This window comes from Asanoa ishikariensis (assembly GCF_900107455.1).
Lineage (GTDB): Bacteria > Actinomycetota > Actinomycetes > Mycobacteriales > Micromonosporaceae > Asanoa > Asanoa ishikariensis.
In genome coordinates this window covers 1,258,678-1,275,232 of the sequence record NZ_FNQB01000002.1, presented here as the reverse complement: position 1 = coordinate 1,275,232, position 16,555 = coordinate 1,258,678, and the positions used below count along the sequence as shown (strand labels likewise).

The following is a 16,555-nucleotide window of genomic DNA, read 5'->3' as shown; positions in this document are numbered from 1 at the left end:
CAGGTGCGACAACCGCACCTACCTGGCAGACTTGATTGGTGACCAGTCCTAGCCCCGAAACCAGCGGCACGATTCTCGAGCGTCCCGTTGAGGTGCCGTTCGAGCAGGGCGACCACGAGCGGTTCTCGCACTACGCCGACCGTGACAAGATCACCGAGGCCATGATCCTCGGCACCCCGATCAAGGCACTGTGTGGCAAGGTCTGGGTCCCCTCGCGTGACCCGAGCCGCTTCCCCGTCTGCCCCGAGTGCAAAGAGATCTTCGAAGACGACCACCGGTTCTACGACAAGGACCCCAAGCCCGAGGCGTGATCTAGAGTTCGGCGGTGTCAGCCACCGCCGCACTCCTGTTCGCCGATCTCCTCGGTGTCGCCGTCTTCGCCGCATCCGGCGCATCCGCCGCAGTGGTCAAGCGCCTGGACCTGTTCGGTGTGTGCTTTGTCGGGTTTGTGGCGGCTCTCGGCGGCGGCATCGTCCGTGACCTCGTCGTCAACCAAGCGCCTCCCCTGGCCTTCGACGACTGGCGCTACGCGGTTGTGGCAGCTCTCACAGCGGTCGCGGTCTTCTTCTTCCACCCACACCTCGCCCGGCTTCGCCGCGTCGTGGTCGTCCTCGACGCGGCCGGGCTGGCGCTGTTCACCGTCACCGGCACCCTGGTCGCCCTGCGCGCCGGGGTACCACCGGTCGGCGCCTGCCTGCTCGGCATGATCGCCGCGATCGGCGGCGGCGTCGCCCGGGACCTACTGCTGGGCGAGATCCCGATCGTCCTGCGCCGGGAGATCTACGCGGTCGCCGCACTGGCGGGCGCGGTCCTCGTAATGGCCCTGCACCGCGCGGGCCTGACCGGCTGGCCGATGGTCGGCGCGGGCGTGCTGGTCTTCGCGATCCGACTGGTCGCACTGCGCCGCAACTGGAACGCCGCCCCGAGACCAGACGAACGCCACGACCTCCCCGCGTGAGCGCCGGCCATCTGCGCGGTTAGTAAGCGCTCACCCATCCAACCCGGTTAGTAAGCGCCCACCACCCGCGCGGTTAGTGAGCGCCCACCACCCGCGCGGTTAGTGAGCGCCCACCACCCGCGCGGTTAATGAGCGCCCACCACCCGCGCGGTTAGTAAGCGCTCACCCATCCACATGGCTGGTGAGCGCTTACTAACCGCCTGGGCTGTCCCCCGCGGAGGCAGCGCGCGACGGCGCGCGTTGCGGCCGTGAAGGGGTCTGATCGTTGCTGCACCCACCGCGGATCTGGCAGCGGAGCGAAGCGGAGCGGTCTCTCGCGGGAGGAACGGTCCGGACCACCGCGGACCCGAGTAGACAGATTTGATCGGGTTTGATCGCGGGTTGATCGGCTCAGGGCAAGAGAAGCATCACCCTTGTGTCTGCTGGGGATCACGGTCCGCGCGTGGTTATGCTGAGAGCCGCCTTCGCCTCGCCGCGAGGGCGTTTTTCGTGACACGAGGGGGGCGACAAGGTTGGTGGCGAAGCCGTCGCTCGAGGCGTTTCCGCCGCTGCGGTCGTGGCAGCGCAAGGCGATGGTCGGCTATCTGCGGCGCCCCTCCGAGGACTACATGGCGGTCGCGACGCCGGGCGCCGGCAAGACCACGTTCGCCCTGCGGATCGCCGCGGAACTGCTCGTTGCCGGCACGGTTGACGCTGTGACCGTGGTCGCGCCGACCGAGCACCTCAAGACGCAGTGGGCGCAGGCGGCGGCCCGGGTCGGCATCCAGCTCGACGCCGCGTTCCGCAACGCCGACCTGCACTCGTCGGCCGACTTCCACGGCGCTGTGGTGACGTACGCCCAGGTCGGCATGGCACCTCAGGTGCACCGGCGGCGGACCATGACCCGGCGCACGTTCGTCATCCTCGACGAGATCCACCACGCTGGCGACTCGCGGACCTGGGGCGACGGGGTCAAGGCCTCGTTCGAGAACGCGACCCGGCGGCTGATGCTGACCGGCACGCCGTTCCGCTCCGACGACAACCCGATCCCCTTCGTCAACTACGAGCGGGGCGACGACGGGCTTCAGCGGTCCCGGGCCGACTCGGTCTACGGCTACGCGGACGCGCTGCGCGACGGTGTCGTGCGCCCCGTGATCTTCCTGGCGTACTCGGGCGAGACCCGCTGGCGCACCAGCGCCGGTGACGAGCTGGCCGCCCGGCTCGGCGAGCCGATGACGCAGGACCTGGTGGCGCAGGCCTGGCGCACCGCGCTGGACCCGACCGGCGACTGGATGGTCCAGGTGCTCCGGGCCGCTGACGCCCGGCTCCAGGTCAAGCGTGCGGGCGGGATGCCCGATGCGGCCGGCCTGGTGATCGCGACCGACCAGCAGAACGCTCGGTCGTACGCGAAGCTGATCGAGCGCGTGACCGGCGAGAAGGCGGTCGTGGTGCTCTCCGACGACGCCGGCGCGTCCGACCGGATCGCCGCGTTCGCGACGTCCGACCAGCGGTGGATGGTCGCGGTGCGGATGGTCTCCGAGGGTGTCGACATCCCGCGGCTGTCCGTCGGCGTCTACGCGACCAGCGCTTCGACCCCGCTCTACTTCGCGCAGGCGATCGGCCGGTTCGTCCGCGCCCGCCGCCCCGGCGAGACCGCCAGCGTGTTCCTGCCCAGCGTGCCGCACCTGCTCGGGCTGGCCAGCGAGATGGAGGCCGAGCGCAACCACGTGCTCGGTGCGCCCAAGGAGGACGACGGCCTCGACGACACGCTGCTCGAGAAGGCGCAGCAGACCGAGGACGCCAGCGGCGAGCTACTCAAGCGGCACGAGATGCTCTCGGCGACCGCCGAGCTGGACCAGGTGATCTTCGACGGCGCCTCGTTCGGCACCGGCGCGCTGGCCGGCACGCCCGAGGAGGAGGAATACCTCGGCCTGCCCGGCCTACTCACGGCCGACCAGGTGGCCACGCTGCTCAACAAGCGTCAGGCGGACCAACTCGCGGCGCAGAAGCGCCGGTCGGTGGCGACCGCCCAGGCGGACGGGGCCGGTGGGGCACGGGTGGCGGGGATGACCGCGGCGCCGCCGGCACCGGTGTCGGCCGGCGAACGAAGGGTCGTCCTGCGCCGTCAGCTCAACGCTCTGGTCGCCGCGCACCATCACCGCACCGGACAACCCCACGGCAAGATCCACGCGGAGCTGCGGCGAATCTGCGGGGGTCCGCCCAGCGCACAGGCCACGATCGAGCAGCTCGAGGAGCGGATCGCCACCTGTCAGACGCTCTGAGCACGAAAGAGCCGGCCCGGCCCTCTTGGGAGGTTCCTGGCCGGCGGTGGCCGGAACTGGGAGGTTCCGACCCGCGGTGGCCGGAACTGGGAGGTTCCGACCGGCGCTTGTGGGGAGACGGAACCGGCCGGAGCCCCCTGAGGGGTTCCGGCCGGTCTAGCCAAGAGTCGGATCAGTTGGACGAGTTCGACGCCATAAGGTCGGCGCCGCGCCACTCGAAGTCCGGGTCCGCCGCGAACTGAACGGTGATCTTCACCAGGTCGTCGGCGTACTTGTTCGCGTGGTGCCCGCAGAACACGAGCTCGCCCCCGCCAGCCATCGTGATGCGGAGCTTGCCGGCCGCGTTGCACCGATCGCACCGTTCATCGGTTGCTGGGGGAACCACCGTGCCAGGCGGCGGCGTGAGAGTGGGGGTCATCGCCTTCCTCCTTCGTCACCGATGAACATCCTTCTTCGGTCTTTGCTCACCTATCGTGCAACACCCTTAGGTGCTGCGGCCTTCCCACTGTGCCCCCGGGGGACCCAGGTCACACCTTGGTTGATGACAGTGTGCCGGCATCCAAGGGGTCCGCGTCAATGATCTCGGTCGGACAACCCGCTTCTGACGTGGATCTATTGACGCTACGTGTCGAAAAGATGACTCAGCGTTGGGTCAGGCGCCCTTGCCACGGTATCCTGACAGCGCCTGTGTGGCACCGGCCAGACACGCCCAAACGAGGGATCCGGCGGTTACCCGACAGACTTCGCGGCCGCCTTCACCGATTTCTTGTAGTCGCGCACCTTGGTCAGGCTCGCCTCGTCAACGATATCCGCGACCGACATGTGGGATCCTTCGTCGCCGTAGGCCCCAGCCGCCGCGCGCCAACCCTCCGGCCGCACCCCGTACTGCTTGCCCAGCAGGGCCACGAAGATCTGCGACTTCTGCCGGCCGAACCCGGGAAGCTCGGCGACCCGCCGGAACAACTCCCGGCCGTCGGTCGCCTCACTCCACAGCCGCGCGGTGTCGCCGTCGTAGCGGGCCACGATCTGGCGGCAGACCTCCTGCGTGCGGGCGGCCATCGCCTTGGGGAACCGATGCAACGCCGGCGGCGTCGCGAAGATCTTCAACAGTTCCTCGGGATCGAACTCGGCGAGCTCCTGCGCGGTCGGCTCGTGCCCCAACCGCTGCGTCAGCACGTAAGGGGACGAAAACGCCTTTTCCAGCGGAATCTGTTGATCCAGCACCATGCCGACGAGCAGCGCCAACGGGTCGCGGTCGAGCAGCGCGTTGGCCTCCGGAGCGATGGGCAGCGAGAACGTCATGCGTTCCATCTTGGCCCACCCCCACGATCTCGTCGGACCCGCCCACGGCTGGCCGGCCACGCGGCGTCGCCAGGGCGGCTGCCGGCCTGATCCGCGAAGCACGCCTATTTGGTCAGGCGAACTTCCAAGGTCATCCCATCGGCGTGTGCGGCGCTGCCGTGGAACGCGCTCTCGGCGGCGACCCGCTCGAAGTCGGCGGCCGTGTAGGCGCGGCTGCGCAGCCAGCCGAGCGTCAACCGGGTGACCGAGCTGTTGAACGTGTTGAGCCGCATGCCGGACACGTCGGCCCGGATGTCGTCGTCGGTCGCGCCGCGGTTCATGTCGAGGATCACGGCCTCTCCGCCCGGGCGCAGCACCCGGTGGATCTGGTCGAGAGCGGTCACCGGGCTGCTGAAGTTCTTGAACGCGGCCTGGCACACCACCATGTTGAAACTGTCGTCCGGGAACGGCAGGTCGGCCACGTCGCCGTGGCGGAAGTCGACCGCGACACCCTCGGCCCGGCCGCGGGAAGCGGCCAGCGCGACGAACGTGTGGCTGATGTCCAGGCCGGTCACCGCGAACCCGAGCCGGGCCAGCTCGATGCTCAGGTAGCCGGGGCCGGGCGCGACCTCCAGCACGGCCGCGCCGGGCGCGAGGCCGGCGGCGAGGTCGGCCGCCTGCCGGCGCCACGCCGCCAACGGGGGCTCGGAGCCGCGCTGCTTCGCGTACCAGCGGGCCATCGGCCCTTCCATCTCCGGGATCAGCTTGCGCCTCTTGGTCTCCATCACCGGGATTCCTCCTTGCCTCGGGCGGCCAGCTCCGCGATGTCGGGCGGCGGCTCGCCGGTTTCGTGGTAGGCGCGCCAGTCGGCGACGCCGGGCAGCGTTCCGTCCGTGAGCTCGGCCCGGAACGCGCGCACCCAGGCCAGCTCGGCCCGGCGCATGGCCAGCTCGTACTCCCCTTCGACCAGGAACAGCCGAGGGATCTCGTAGCCGGCCAGTGCGCGCTCGGCCGCGGAGATCTCGGAGGCCAGAAGGTCGGCCCGCCGGCCGAGCAGCACGGCCACGTCGTCCGGGGCCAGCACGCCCAGCACGGACAGGCCCGCGGTGAACGGGCCGGGCTTGCGGTCCGGGACCGCGACGAGATCCCGGGTCCAGTCGACGAGCTCGGCGCGGCCGGCGTCGGTTATCCGATAGACGGTGCGCTCGGGCCGCCCACCCTGCCGCTCGCTCTGCACGGGCTCGACGAAGCCGTGCTTGACCAGGTTCTCGACGACCCGGTAGAGCGAGCCCCACTTGATCTCCATGTCCTGCTCTTTGCCGCGGGCCTTCATCAGCGACGCCATCTCGTAGGGATGCATCGGTCGCTCGATCAGCGTGGCCAGGACGGCGAGGGCGAGCAGGTTGGAGATCTTGCGTGGCGGCATGGCGGGTGCTCCTTTACTCGCATGCGAGTATACGCACGCGAGTAAATAATATGGAAGCATGACGCATCCCTGGATCACCGCGCTCGACCTGCAGCCCCACCCCGAGGGCGGCTGGTTCGCCGAGACCTGGCGGTCCGCGCACACCTTCACGCCCACCGGGTACGCCGGCCCGCGATCGGCCGCCACCGGCATCTACTTCGCGCTGTTCCCCGGCGAGGAGTCCGCCTGGCACGTGGTCCGCTCCGACGAGCTCTGGCTCTGGCACGCCGGCGGCCCGCTGGCCCTGCACCTGGGCGGCGATGGCGACGAGCCCGCGGCGACCGTGGAGTCCACGGTGCTCGGCCCGGACCTGGCCGGCGGGGCGCGGCCGCAGGTGCGCGTACCCGGTGGGGTGTGGCAGTCAGCGAAGCCATCGACCGATGACCCGGTCCTGGTCAGTTGCGTAGTAGCTCCCGGATTCGACTTCGCCGATTTCAGAATGGTGTGATCCGCTCGACCGAACGGTCCGTGTCGATCATCGCCCGTCTATGCGATGGTCGGGGCGCCCGGCACGGGGGCAAGGAGGCCGGGCGTGGCGAACGGCGAGGAGAGTTCACATCGTGGTGTTCCGCACCGTCCGCAAAACCCTGGCTGTGATAGGCGCGGCCAGCCTGGTGGGTGCCCTGGCATTGGCCAACCCGGCACAGGCCACCGGAAACAACAACTCCGTCCGCAAGCTCACCAAGGCGGTCACGGTCGGCGGCGTGCTCCGGCACGAGATCGCCTTCCAGGCCATCGGCAGCCTGAGCGGCGGCAACCGGGGCTCGGGTCTGGCCGGCCATGACCGCAGCGCCGACTACGTGGCGACGCTGCTGCGACTGGCTGGTTACCAGGTGACCCGCCAACCGTTCCCGTTCAACTTCTTCGAAGAGTTCGGCTCGTCGTTCGCCCAGACGGCGCCGACACCGACGACGTACGTGAGCGGCACCGACTACGACCTGATGGACTACTCCGGCGCGGGCGACGTGACCGCGCTCGTGGTGCCCGTCGACCTGGCGCTGACCCCGCCGCGGGCGTCGACGTCGGGCTGCGAGGCCGAGGACTTCGCGGGCGGCCTGGTCGCGGGCAAGATCGCGCTGTTGCAGCGCGGCACCTGCCCGTTCGGCACCAAGGTGATCAACGCCGAGGCGGCCGGCGCGATCGGCGCCATCGTGATGAACCAGGGCAACGGCGACCCGGTGGCCAACATCGACCGCTACAACCTGCTGCTGGGCACGCTCGGCGCGCCGGTCGGCATCCCGTCGGTCGGTGTCTCGTACGCGACCGGTGAGGCCTTCGCCAACACGGCCGGGCTGACGGTCCGGATCACCGCCGACACCACGTCGGAGGTACGCCAGACCGAGAACGTGATCGCCGAGTCCAAGAAGGGCAACGCGCGCAGCGTCGTCATGGCCGGTGCGCACCTCGACGCGGAACCCGACACCGTCGGCATCAACGACAACGGCAGCGGCTCGGCCGCGCTGCTGGAGGTCGCGCTGCAAATGGCCAAGACCAAGACGCCCAACAAGACCAGGTTCGCCTGGTGGGGCGCCGAGGAGGCCAACCTGATCGGCTCGACGTTCTACGTCAACTCGCTGACTCCCGAGCAGCGGGCCGACATCGCCCTCTACCTCAACTTCGACATGATCGCGTCGCCGAACTACATCCTCGGCGTCTACGACGGCGACGACTCGGCCGCCGAGGGCTCCCCCGCGGGTCCGCCGGGATCGACCGAGATCGAGGCGGTCTTCCAGGACTTCTTCGCCGACCGTGGCCTGCCCACCCGGGCGGCCGACTTCAGCGGCCGGTCCGACTACGGCCCGTTCATCGCGGCCGGCGTCGGCATCCCGTCCGGCGGTCTCTTCACCGGCGCGGAGGTCCCGAAGACGGCACAGGACGTGGCCGACTACGGCGGCGTGGAAGGCGCTCAGTACGACCCGTGCTACCACGAGCCGTGCGACAGCCTGTTCCCGGTGCGCAACGGCGCGGACGCGGCCCTGTACCGCGAACTCGACCGGCAGTACGACATGTTCGGCAACCTCAACCTCGAGGCCCTGGACGTGAACTCCGACGCCATCGCGACGGCAGTCCTCACGTTCGCCCTCGACACGTCGTCACTCCCGGCCCGCACGGCGGCAGCGACAGCGCGCGGCGCGGGTCCGAGCTACATCGGCAAGGAAGGCTCGATCTAGCACCAACCGACTGAGGGCCCCGTCCACGTCGGACGGGGCCTTCAGCTCGGGTACGGCTCCCGAGCCGGCGCGGTCAACCTGGCGGCGACCTCGTTTGCGATCTCCCGTGCGGCGCCGGCGGCTTCGTACGCCAGGGTCGCGCCGTAGCCGACCGGCGTCAGCAGACCGGCCCGTTCCAGCGCGCGGACATCGCGCACGGACTGGTCGCGGGACAGTCCTTCCTCGGTCGCGTACACCTCGCGGCGCAGTTGGTCAGTGGCGGACGCGTAGAGCGCGGCGACCGACCGTTCGTGGAACCCGCCATCGCTCACGAGGCCGGCAAGCGCGGTCCAGACCTCGCGTCCGTAGCTCAGCCGCCGGTCGACGACCTGTGCCTGCAAGTGATGGGCACGCAGGCAGAACCGGACCCAGCCGTGTACGTCGGTGGCCGGCTCGTAGGTGCCGCCGGTCTCCCTGAGGGCGCGGTAGTAGTCGAGGGTGTTGATCTCGAAACCGAGCCACTCCTCGATCGAGCAGAACTCCGGCGCCAGGCGACCGCCGCGTGCGATCACCATGGTTTGCAGGGAGCGGGACATCCGGCCGTTGCCGTCACGCCAAGAGTGCACCCGTACCAGGTTGAGGTGGGCCATCGCGGCCCGCACAAGCAGCGGGGCCGACAGGTCGCCACCGTTGAGCCACTCGACCAACTCGCCCATCAACAATGGGATCTGGTCGGCATCCGGACCAACGTACGCCGGGACCAGCGGGTCGCTGCCGGTCACGACGATGCCGCGAGTGCGATAGCGGCCGGGCGACCGGCCTGGCCAGAACCGCATCATCATGAAGTGCAGCGCCGACAGGACGGCCTCGCTGTAGGCGAACGAGTCCATGTCTGCTGTCTGGGTGACCCAGGTGAGCGCGTCGCGGTAGCCGCGGACAGCTTCCCGGGTGTCCTCTGGCACGTCGGCCGGGACAGCCGCGTGGTCGACGATCGCCGAGGCGGCGCTCGGCGAGACGGTATAGCCCTCGATGGTGTTGGAGCCGCGGATCGCGTTGGCGAACAGCCGCTTACGGACACCGCCGACCCACTCGCCCGCCTTGGCACCACCGGTCGACTGGACGAACGCGGTGTAGAAGGTGTCGATCTCGGCGAGCACCCGCTGGTCATCGCGGTCAAGCGCGGGAGTGGCGTACAACATGCCTTGATGCTACGACGATCGTAGCATCGGAGCAACCAGATTCAGGTGCGGTGCCAGGGGTGGTGGATCAGGCAGAACTCGTTGCCTTCCGGGTCTGCCAGGACTGTGAAGCCCTCGTCTCCCGTCTGGCCGATGTCCGTGCGGATGGCTCCCAGGGTGAGCAGGCGGTCGACCTCCCCGGACACGTCACCCGCTGGGGCGTACAGGTCCGGGTGCGTGCGGTTCTTGTCCTGCTTGATCTCGGCCGTCGGTTGGAGCCAGACGGTCAGCGAGCCGGGTGGGGCGTCGCGTGGCGGCCGCAGGTGCTCGCCGTCCGCGTCGATCTCGTAGCCGAGGGCGGCCGACCAGAACGCCGCCATTCGGGTCGGGTTGCGCACGTCCAGGGTCCATTGCGCGAAGCGGCTCACCATGCCGCCAGCGTGACACCGGGGCACCATGATCACCGGGTGGCGAGAGCGCCATGGCAGGATGCCGTACGTGTCCGACATGCTCCTCTCCCCCGATGGTGTCGCGCGGTTGCGGGACGCGCTCGGTGCCGCCGGTTTCACCTCGGCGGGGATCGCCGAACGGCTCGGGCCGGCGGCCACCGCCGCGGTCGCCCGCAACGACTTTCGTGCCGCGCTGCGGATCACCGAGGACCGGGATCCGCTCGCCACGTTGATCCGGCTGTTCGTCTGCGCGCAGAGCGAGGAGGTCGAGGCGGTCGCGGCCGCGTTCGCACCGCTCGAGTTCGCCGAGGCGTTCGACGCCGGGCTGGTCGAGGCGGCGCCGGGCGGCCTGGTGCGGCAGGGGGTCGACCTCGAACCGTACGGGGACACCTGGTGGGTGCTCTCCGACGTACCCTCGTCGGCGCGGCCCGACCAGCCGCTTCGGCCCGACCATGTGCTCGGCATCGGTGGCGCCTCGTCGACCCTGGTCGGCGCCACGATCCGGCGGCCCGTGGCCACCGCGCTCGACCTCGGCACCGGCTGTGGCGTACAGGCGCTGCACCTCGCCACCCACGCCGACTCGGTCACCGCGACCGACCTCTCCGAGCGTGCGTTGCGGTTCGCCGCCACCACCGCCGCGCTGAGTGGCCAGGACTGGGAGATGCTGCACGGCGATCTCGTCGCGCCCGTCAAGAACCGGCGGTTCGACCTGGTGGTCAGCAACCCGCCGTTCGTGATCGGGCCGGGCACCACCACGCACACGTACCGGGACTCGGGCCGGGCCGGCGACGCCGTCTGCGCTGAGCTCGCCGCGGCCGCGCCGGGCCTGCTCAACGAGGGCGGCGTGATGCAGTTCCTGGCCAACTGGGAGCACGTCGCCGGCGAGGACTGGGGCGATCGGGTCGCGGGCTGGTTCGAGGGCACCGGACTGGACGCCTGGGTGATCCAGCGCGAGGTCGCCGACCCGATGTCGTACGTCGGTCTCTGGCTGGCCGACGCCAACGAGGACGGCGACCCGGCCCGGGCCGCCGCCTGGCTCGACTGGTTCGACGCCAACGACGTCGCCGCGATCGGTTTCGGTCTGGTGACGCTGCGTCGTGGCGGGCACGACGATCCGGTGGTACGCGTCGAGGACCTGCGCCAACAGGTCCAGCAGCCGCTCGGCGAGCAGATCGCCGCGTGGTTCGGCCGGCAGGACTTCGTGCGGGACGCCGACCTGCTGGCCGCCCGCTATCGCACCGCGCCGGGCCTCCAGCTCCAGCAGGAGGCGACCCTCGGCGACGACGGGTGGGCGGTCGATCGCCAGGTGCTCGTAATGCCGGAAGGGTTGCGCTGGAGCGAAGAGGTCGACCCGCTCGTGTTGGCCCTGGTCAGCGGCGCGGACGGGCAGGTGCCGCTGCGCGACCAGCTCGCCCTGCTGGCCGCCGCGCACGAGGTCGCTGAGGAGGATCTCGCCGACGCCGCCGGGCCGATCGTCGCGCACCTGGTCGAGCGCGGCATCGTGGAGCCGGTCGCGTGAGGGCGCTGGTCCAGACGGTCTCCCGCGCCTCGGTGACCGTCGACGACACCGTCGTGGGCGAGATCTCGGACGGGCTGCTGGTGCTGCTGGGCGTGACCCACACCGACACCGCCGCGCTGGCGGACACCCTCGCCCGCAAGGTCTGGGAGCTGCGGATCCTGGACGACGAGAAGTCGGCCAGCGACGTCGGTGCGCCGATCTTGGTGGTCAGCCAGTTCACGTTGTACGCGGACGCGCGCAAAGGGCGCCGGCCAAGCTGGTCAGCGGCGGCGCCGGCCGAGGTGGCCGAACCGCTGGTGACCGCTTTCGCCGACGCCCTGCGTACCCGTGGCGCGCATGTCGAGACTGGCAAGTTCCGGGCCCACATGCTCGTGGAGAGCGTGAACGTGGGCCCGCGAACCGTATTGCTGGAGCTTTAGCGGAACAGGCCGCGCTTGCGGAGGGACTGCTCCAGCCAGCCGTGCAACTGCGCGGCCCAGTCGGTCTGCTCGGCCGAGGCGTAGTCGACGTTGAAGTGGCCGAAGGCGTCGCGCCCCTCGGTGAACACGCCGCCGCGCTTGTCGAGCTCCAGGACCACCTGCAGGTGCTGCGGAGTCGCCGCGAAGGTCAGCTCGAGCTGGTTGATCGCCGAGGCGAACTGGGGCGACGGGTGGAACTCGATCTCCTGGTAGAACGGCAGGCTCTGCTGCACCCCGTAGAGCCGGCCGCTCTCGACGTCGGCGCGGGCGAACCGGAAGCCGAGCCGGAGCAGGCCCTCCAGGATGCGCTCCTGGGCCGGCAGCGGGTGCACGGCCACCGCGTCCAGGTCGCCCTTGTCGACCGCGCGGGCCACTTCCAGCTCCGTGCGCAGGGCCATCGTCATGCCGTGCAGGTGCTGCCCGTACACCTCGGTGATCGGGGTTTCCCACGGCACGTCGAAGCGGAACGGGATGTCGTAGCGCTGCTTCGCCTCCAGGCGGAAGGCGCCGGTCGCGCGCTGGCGGTGGAACTCGGTGGTCGAGTCGTACTCGGAGTCGCCGCTCTCCACCTCGACCCGGGTGACCATGCCGAGGGCCACGTACTCGATGTCGACCGGGTGGTCGCCACCCTCGACGTGGATCTGGCCCTCGAGGACACCGCCGGGACGGCAGTTGGGGTTGCTGAGCACCGTCTCGACGGACGGGCCGCCGACGCCCAACGCCTGCATCATTCGCTTGAAGACCACGACGTGCCTTTCTGGTGTGGAGTTGCGAGCAGACTAGCGACAGGCTGCAACGGGTTGGCTCGCAAACGGGGCGAGTCGGGCGAAGGCCCTCCCGGATTCATGCCACCCGACGATTCTCCTCACTCCCGCTTCACGCCCTTTGCGAGAAGCTCTTCGCACGGCACCACACGGAGGGTCGCCGGGAAGCGGGGTAGCGAGAAATGAACGACTACGACCAGATCGACCTGGACGCCACCGATGAACGGGGCGTCTCCGCCGACCTCGTACGTGCGTACCTCAACGGTATCGGCCGCACCAAGCTGCTGACCGCCGTCGAGGAGGTCGAGCTGGCGCGGCGGATCGAGGCCGGGTTGTTCGCCGAGGAGAAGCTCGCCGGGGCGGACGCACCCGATGGCCTCCGGGCTGATCTGGAGATCATCGCGCTGGAGGGGCACGCCGCGAAGGACCACCTGCTGGAGGCCAACCTCCGGCTCGTGGTGAGCATCGCGAAGCGCTACACGGGCCGCGGGATGGCCTTTCTCGACCTGATCCAGGAGGGCAACCTCGGGCTGATCCGGGCCGTCGAGAAGTTCGACTACGCCAAGGGCTACAAGTTCTCCACGTACGCGACGTGGTGGATCCGGCAGGCGATCACCCGGGCCATGGCCGACCAGTCGCGCACGATCCGCATTCCGGTGCACATGGTCGAGCAGGTCAACCGGATGGTCCGGGCGCGCCGCGACCTCGCCGTCTCGCTCGGCCGGGAGCCGTTCGTGGCCGAGGTCGCCGCGGCGCTGGGCATGCAGGAATTCCAGGTCATCGAGCTCATCTCGTACGACCGGGAGCCGGTCAGCCTCGACCAGGCGGTCGGTGAGGACGGCGAGAGCGCCCTCGGCGACTTCGTCGTCGGTGTCGACGCCCGGCAGGAGCCGGCCGACGAGGTGTCCAACGGCATGCTGCGCAACGAAGTCGAGATCGTGCTGTCCACCCTCTCCTCGCGGGAGCAGGCGGTGATCCGCCTGCGGTTCGGCCTCGACGACGGCCGGCAGCGCACCCTCGACGAGGTCGGCCGCGAGTTCGGCCTGTCCCGCGAGCGGATCCGCCAGATCGAGAAGGTCACGCTACTCAAGCTCCGCCACCCGTCGCGGGCACAGCGCCTGGAGGCGTACGCCTGCTGATCCCGCTTTGTCTGGCCCCTCGTCACCGCGGTGGCGGGGGGCCTTTCTATTTGTGGTGGCCCCCTCCGATACTCGGCTGATGTTGCGGGATCTCGCCGAAGACTTCCTCGGGGAACTGCTCGTCGCGCTGGCCGCGTGCGGTCTGCTCGTCCTCGGCTGGTGGGGCTTCCGCACCGCCCCCTATCTGACGGTGTCCGTCGCCGCGGGCATCCTGCTTCTCGCCGCATACGGGGTTGTCGCCTACGTGCGCGAGGTGCGGGGCACCCGTCTGCTCGGCGGATTGGGCCTTGCCGGCGTTGTCGCGGCGGCCGTGGTGGCGCTGCTGCTGTCGTACCTGCCGGCCTGCGGCTGCCTGTTGTAGCCCTCAAATATGGCGAGGCCCGCTGTCGGGGCGGGTGCCGCTGGCGCCGAAGGTCATCGTGGCGTGCAGGACCGACACGCCGTCGGGGCGGGCGAGCACCGGGTGCAGTGACAGCGACCGGACCCGCGGCTGCTCGTCGGCCAGCCGGCCGACCCGCAGCAGCAGGTCGACCAGGGCTTCTCGGTCCACCGGCTCGGCACCCCGGTAACCCCGCAGCAAGGGGGCCGCGCGGGGCTCGTCGACCAGCGCCGCGGCGGCCCGGTCGCTGAGCGGGGCCGGGCGCCAGGCGCGGTCGCCGAGCAGTTCGGTGGCCACGCCGGCCAGGCCGAAGCCGACCACAGGGCCGAACGCCGGGTCTTCCATCATCTCGACCACGCACGCCACGCCGGCCGGGACCATCGGCTGCACCAGCACCTGCGGACCGAAGGACTCGGCGAGCGCCCGGTACGCGACCCGGACCGCCTCCTCGTCGCGCAGGTCGAGGCGGACCGCTCCGAGGTCGATGCGGTGGCGCAACGACAGGCCGGCGGCCTTCAGCGCGACCGGCAGCCCGAGCCGGTGCGCCGCGGCCACCGCCTCCGGGGCCGCGTCGACCAGGGCGTCGGGCACGAGCCGGATGCCGTACGCGGCGAGCAGCCCCTCCCGATCGTCGTGCGTCGCTGCGGCCCTCGCCGCCTCGAGGTCCACGCCGGACAGCGGCGGCACCGTGCCGGGAGGCTGCCGGCGCCACTCGGCGTAGTAGGCGACCCGGCCGAGCGCCCGCGCCGCCTCCTCGACCGACGGGTACGCGGGGATACCCGGCGGCACCCGGTCCACAAGGGAGGTGACCACCACCGGCTTGTCGCCGGTCAGCGCCACACCCGCGATGGCCGCCGCGAAGTCCCCGTCGTCGGCGCGGAGCTGGCCCGGCAGCGGCGGGGCGAGCACCACGGCGAGCGCATCGACACCCCGGTCCACGGCGGCCTCGGCCAGCCGGTCGCCGAACTCGTGCGCGCCGGCCACCGGACCCACGTCGCGCGGGTAGCCGTCGGCGATCACCAGCCCGTTGGCCACGCAGGCGGCCTCGGCCAGGGTGGTCAGCGCGGGCGAGTTGCCGACGATGCCGACCCGGGGGCCGCCCGGCAGGGGCTGCGTGGCCAGCAGCGCGCCGACGTCGAAGAGCTCGCCCACGGTGTCGACGCGGATCACGCCCGAGCGGGCGAACAGCGCGCGGACCGACGCCGGGTCGAGGCCGCGTTCGGTGCTGCCCGGTGGGCGCACCGGCGAGGCGACCGCCACGATCGGCTTGTCCCGGCCGATGCCGCGGGCCAGCCGGGCGAACTTGCGCGGGTTTCCGAAGGACTCCAGGTACAACAGGATCAGGTCGGTGCCGGGGTCGTCCCGCCAGTACTGGAGCAGGTCGTTGCCCGACACGTCGGCGCGGTTGCCCGCCGAGACGAACGTCGACAGACCCAGCCCGCGCCGGTCCGCCTCGGCCAGCAGCGCGACCCCGAGCGCACCGGACTGACTGAAGAAGCCGATCCGGCCCGGCGCCGGGAGCCGCGGCGCGAGCGTGGCGTTGAGCCGCACGGCCGGGTCGGTGTTGGCGATGCCGAGGCAGTTCGGGCCGACCACCCGCATGCCGCCCGCGTGTGCCCGGCGGATCAGCTCCGCCTGCGCGGCCACGCCGGCCGGATCCGCCTCGGCGAAGCCCGCGCTGACCACGACCAGTGCGTGCAGCCCGGCCCTCGCCGCGTCGTCGACGACCTCGTCGATCTTCTCCGGCGGCACCGTGACGATGCCCAGGTCCAGCGGCACCCCGGCGTCCGACGCGCGGCTCACGGCCGCGAGGCCACCGACCCGCTGGGCGCTCGGGTGCACCGGCACCACCGGCCCGGCGAACCCGCCGTCGCGCAGATGCCCGAGCACGGCCGCACCGACGCCGTGACCGCTGGAGCTGGCCCCGTACACGGCGACACCGCGCGGCGCGAGCAACCGGGCGATCGACCGAGCCTCGGTGCGGTGCTCCCGCCGCCACTGCACCTCGAGCGAGCTCTCGGTCGGCGCGATCGGGAACGCGAGGTGCACGACACCATCGGCGTACTTGCGCTCGACCTCGTACCCGAAGTCACTGAACACCCGCAACATGGTCGCGTTGGCGGGAAGCACCTCAGCGACGAACCTGGTGATGCCAGCATCCCGGGCGGCGGCGGCCAGGTGCTCCATGAGCAGCGGACCGATGCCCCTCCCCTGGTACGCGTCCTCGACGACGAACGCGACCTCGGCGTCACCGGCGTCGGGGCCGAGCCGGTCGTAACGCCCGATCGCCGCGATCCGCCCGCCGACCTCGACCACGAAGGCCTCGCGGTCGCGATGGTCGACGGTGACGAAGCGGAGCAGGTCACGTTCGGGGATCCGGGGGTACGGCGAGAAGTAGCGCAGATAGCGGGTCCGCTCGGAAAAACGCGCATGCGTCTCCACGATCGCGGGCGCATCGGTCGGCTCGATCTGTCGCACATGGACGGTGGTGCCGTCACTCAGCAGGACGTCGGCCGCTCTTTCCGTCACGTCGGCTCCGGTTGACTCGGTCTCC

At 70.7% G+C, this 16,555-nt stretch carries 17 protein-coding genes; 9 read left to right on the top strand and 8 right to left on the bottom strand.

What is annotated here, in order from left to right; genetic code table 11:
• Window positions 1-38 precede the first annotated feature (38 nt).
• From BLV39_RS20270 to BLV39_RS20260, 3 genes are all read left to right on the top strand, one after another.
• Window positions 39-311 carry a DUF3039 domain-containing protein gene (locus BLV39_RS20270; RefSeq protein WP_090794797.1) on the top strand — a complete coding sequence of 91 codons (273 nt, stop codon included), beginning with the start codon at window positions 39-41 and terminating at the stop codon, window positions 309-311.
• Window positions 312-325: 14 nt separating this feature from the next.
• The gene (locus tag BLV39_RS20265) at window positions 326-958 is read left to right on the top strand and encodes a trimeric intracellular cation channel family protein (RefSeq protein ID WP_090794795.1); all 633 of its coding nucleotides are present in this window, start codon (window positions 326-328) and stop codon (window positions 956-958) included.
• Window positions 959-1,530: 572 nt separating this feature from the next.
• Window positions 1,531-3,219, top strand: coding sequence for a DEAD/DEAH box helicase (locus BLV39_RS20260; protein WP_373315394.1), 1,689 nt, complete (start codon window positions 1,531-1,533; stop codon window positions 3,217-3,219).
• Between the two features lie 172 nt (window positions 3,220-3,391).
• Here BLV39_RS20260 and BLV39_RS20255 read toward each other — a convergent pair whose 3' ends face one another.
• The 4 genes from BLV39_RS20255 to BLV39_RS20240 all read right to left on the bottom strand — a co-directional run bounded on the left by BLV39_RS20255 (window position 3,392) and on the right by BLV39_RS20240 (window position 5,926).
• On the bottom strand, window positions 3,392-3,637 hold the full coding sequence (locus tag BLV39_RS20255) for a DUF7455 domain-containing protein (RefSeq protein ID WP_089248483.1): 246 nt from the start codon (window positions 3,635-3,637) through the stop codon (window positions 3,392-3,394).
• Window positions 3,638-3,948: 311 nt separating this feature from the next.
• The gene (locus BLV39_RS20250) at window positions 3,949-4,530 is read right to left on the bottom strand and encodes an HhH-GPD-type base excision DNA repair protein (protein ID WP_090794786.1); all 582 of its coding nucleotides are present in this window, start codon (window positions 4,528-4,530) and stop codon (window positions 3,949-3,951) included.
• A 95-nt stretch (window positions 4,531-4,625) separates the two neighbouring features.
• Window positions 4,626-5,285, bottom strand: coding sequence for a class I SAM-dependent methyltransferase (locus BLV39_RS20245; protein ID WP_090794784.1), 660 nt, complete (start codon window positions 5,283-5,285; stop codon window positions 4,626-4,628).
• Window positions 5,285-5,926, bottom strand: coding sequence for a PadR family transcriptional regulator (locus BLV39_RS20240; RefSeq protein WP_090794751.1), 642 nt, complete (start codon window positions 5,924-5,926; stop codon window positions 5,285-5,287). The genes BLV39_RS20245 and BLV39_RS20240 overlap by 1 nt, the downstream gene beginning before the upstream one ends.
• Window positions 5,927-5,984: 58 nt before the next feature.
• Here BLV39_RS20240 and BLV39_RS20235 point away from each other — a divergent pair, with 58 nt between their 5' ends.
• Together BLV39_RS20235 and BLV39_RS20230 are read left to right on the top strand one after the other, a co-directional pair.
• On the top strand, window positions 5,985-6,413 hold the full coding sequence (locus tag BLV39_RS20235; RefSeq protein WP_090794750.1) for a cupin domain-containing protein: 429 nt from the start codon (window positions 5,985-5,987) through the stop codon (window positions 6,411-6,413).
• Between the two features lie 112 nt (window positions 6,414-6,525).
• Entirely contained in the window at window positions 6,526-8,136 is a 1,611-nt protein-coding gene (locus BLV39_RS20230) for a M28 family peptidase (RefSeq protein ID WP_176984991.1), read from the top strand.
• Between the two features lie 41 nt (window positions 8,137-8,177).
• On the opposite strand, the gene BLV39_RS20225 is transcribed toward BLV39_RS20230, so the two are convergent.
• Together BLV39_RS20225 and BLV39_RS20220 are read right to left on the bottom strand one after the other, a co-directional pair.
• The gene (locus tag BLV39_RS20225; RefSeq protein ID WP_090794748.1) at window positions 8,178-9,314 is read right to left on the bottom strand and encodes a Fic family protein; all 1,137 of its coding nucleotides are present in this window, start codon (window positions 9,312-9,314) and stop codon (window positions 8,178-8,180) included.
• A gap of 41 nt (window positions 9,315-9,355) precedes the next feature.
• A complete protein-coding gene (locus tag BLV39_RS20220) occupies window positions 9,356-9,724 on the bottom strand; it encodes a VOC family protein (RefSeq protein WP_090794747.1) in 369 nt (122 codons plus the stop codon).
• Between the two features lie 76 nt (window positions 9,725-9,800).
• Here BLV39_RS20220 and BLV39_RS20215 point away from each other — a divergent pair, with 76 nt between their 5' ends.
• Window positions 9,801-11,261 carry a DUF7782 domain-containing protein gene (locus BLV39_RS20215; protein ID WP_090797588.1) on the top strand — a complete coding sequence of 487 codons (1,461 nt, stop codon included), beginning with the start codon at window positions 9,801-9,803 and terminating at the stop codon, window positions 11,259-11,261.
• Window positions 11,258-11,680 (top strand): D-aminoacyl-tRNA deacylase, encoded by a 423-nt coding sequence (gene dtd / locus BLV39_RS20210; protein ID WP_090794743.1) that lies wholly within the window; start codon window positions 11,258-11,260, stop codon window positions 11,678-11,680. The genes BLV39_RS20215 and dtd overlap by 4 nt, the downstream gene beginning before the upstream one ends.
• Here the strand turns inward: dtd and BLV39_RS20205 are convergent.
• Window positions 11,677-12,465 carry a sporulation protein gene (locus tag BLV39_RS20205; protein ID WP_090794741.1) on the bottom strand — a complete coding sequence of 263 codons (789 nt, stop codon included), beginning with the start codon at window positions 12,463-12,465 and terminating at the stop codon, window positions 11,677-11,679. The genes dtd and BLV39_RS20205 overlap by 4 nt on opposite strands.
• 200 nt (window positions 12,466-12,665) lie before the next feature.
• Between BLV39_RS20205 and sigB the strand changes: the two genes are divergently transcribed.
• Together sigB and BLV39_RS20195 are read left to right on the top strand one after the other, a co-directional pair.
• Window positions 12,666-13,622: an RNA polymerase sigma factor SigB gene (sigB, locus tag BLV39_RS20200; RefSeq protein WP_090794739.1), complete on the top strand. Its 957-nt coding sequence runs from the start codon at window positions 12,666-12,668 to the stop codon at window positions 13,620-13,622.
• A gap of 79 nt (window positions 13,623-13,701) precedes the next feature.
• Complete coding sequence (locus tag BLV39_RS20195; protein ID WP_090794737.1) at window positions 13,702-13,983, top strand: hypothetical protein; 282 nt, start codon at window positions 13,702-13,704, stop codon at window positions 13,981-13,983.
• A 3-nt stretch (window positions 13,984-13,986) separates the two neighbouring features.
• On the opposite strand, the gene BLV39_RS20190 is transcribed toward BLV39_RS20195, so the two are convergent.
• Window positions 13,987-16,530, bottom strand: a complete 2,544-nt coding sequence (locus tag BLV39_RS20190) for a bifunctional acetate--CoA ligase family protein/GNAT family N-acetyltransferase (protein WP_090794730.1) — start codon at window positions 16,528-16,530, stop codon at window positions 13,987-13,989.
• Window positions 16,531-16,555 lie beyond the last annotated feature (25 nt).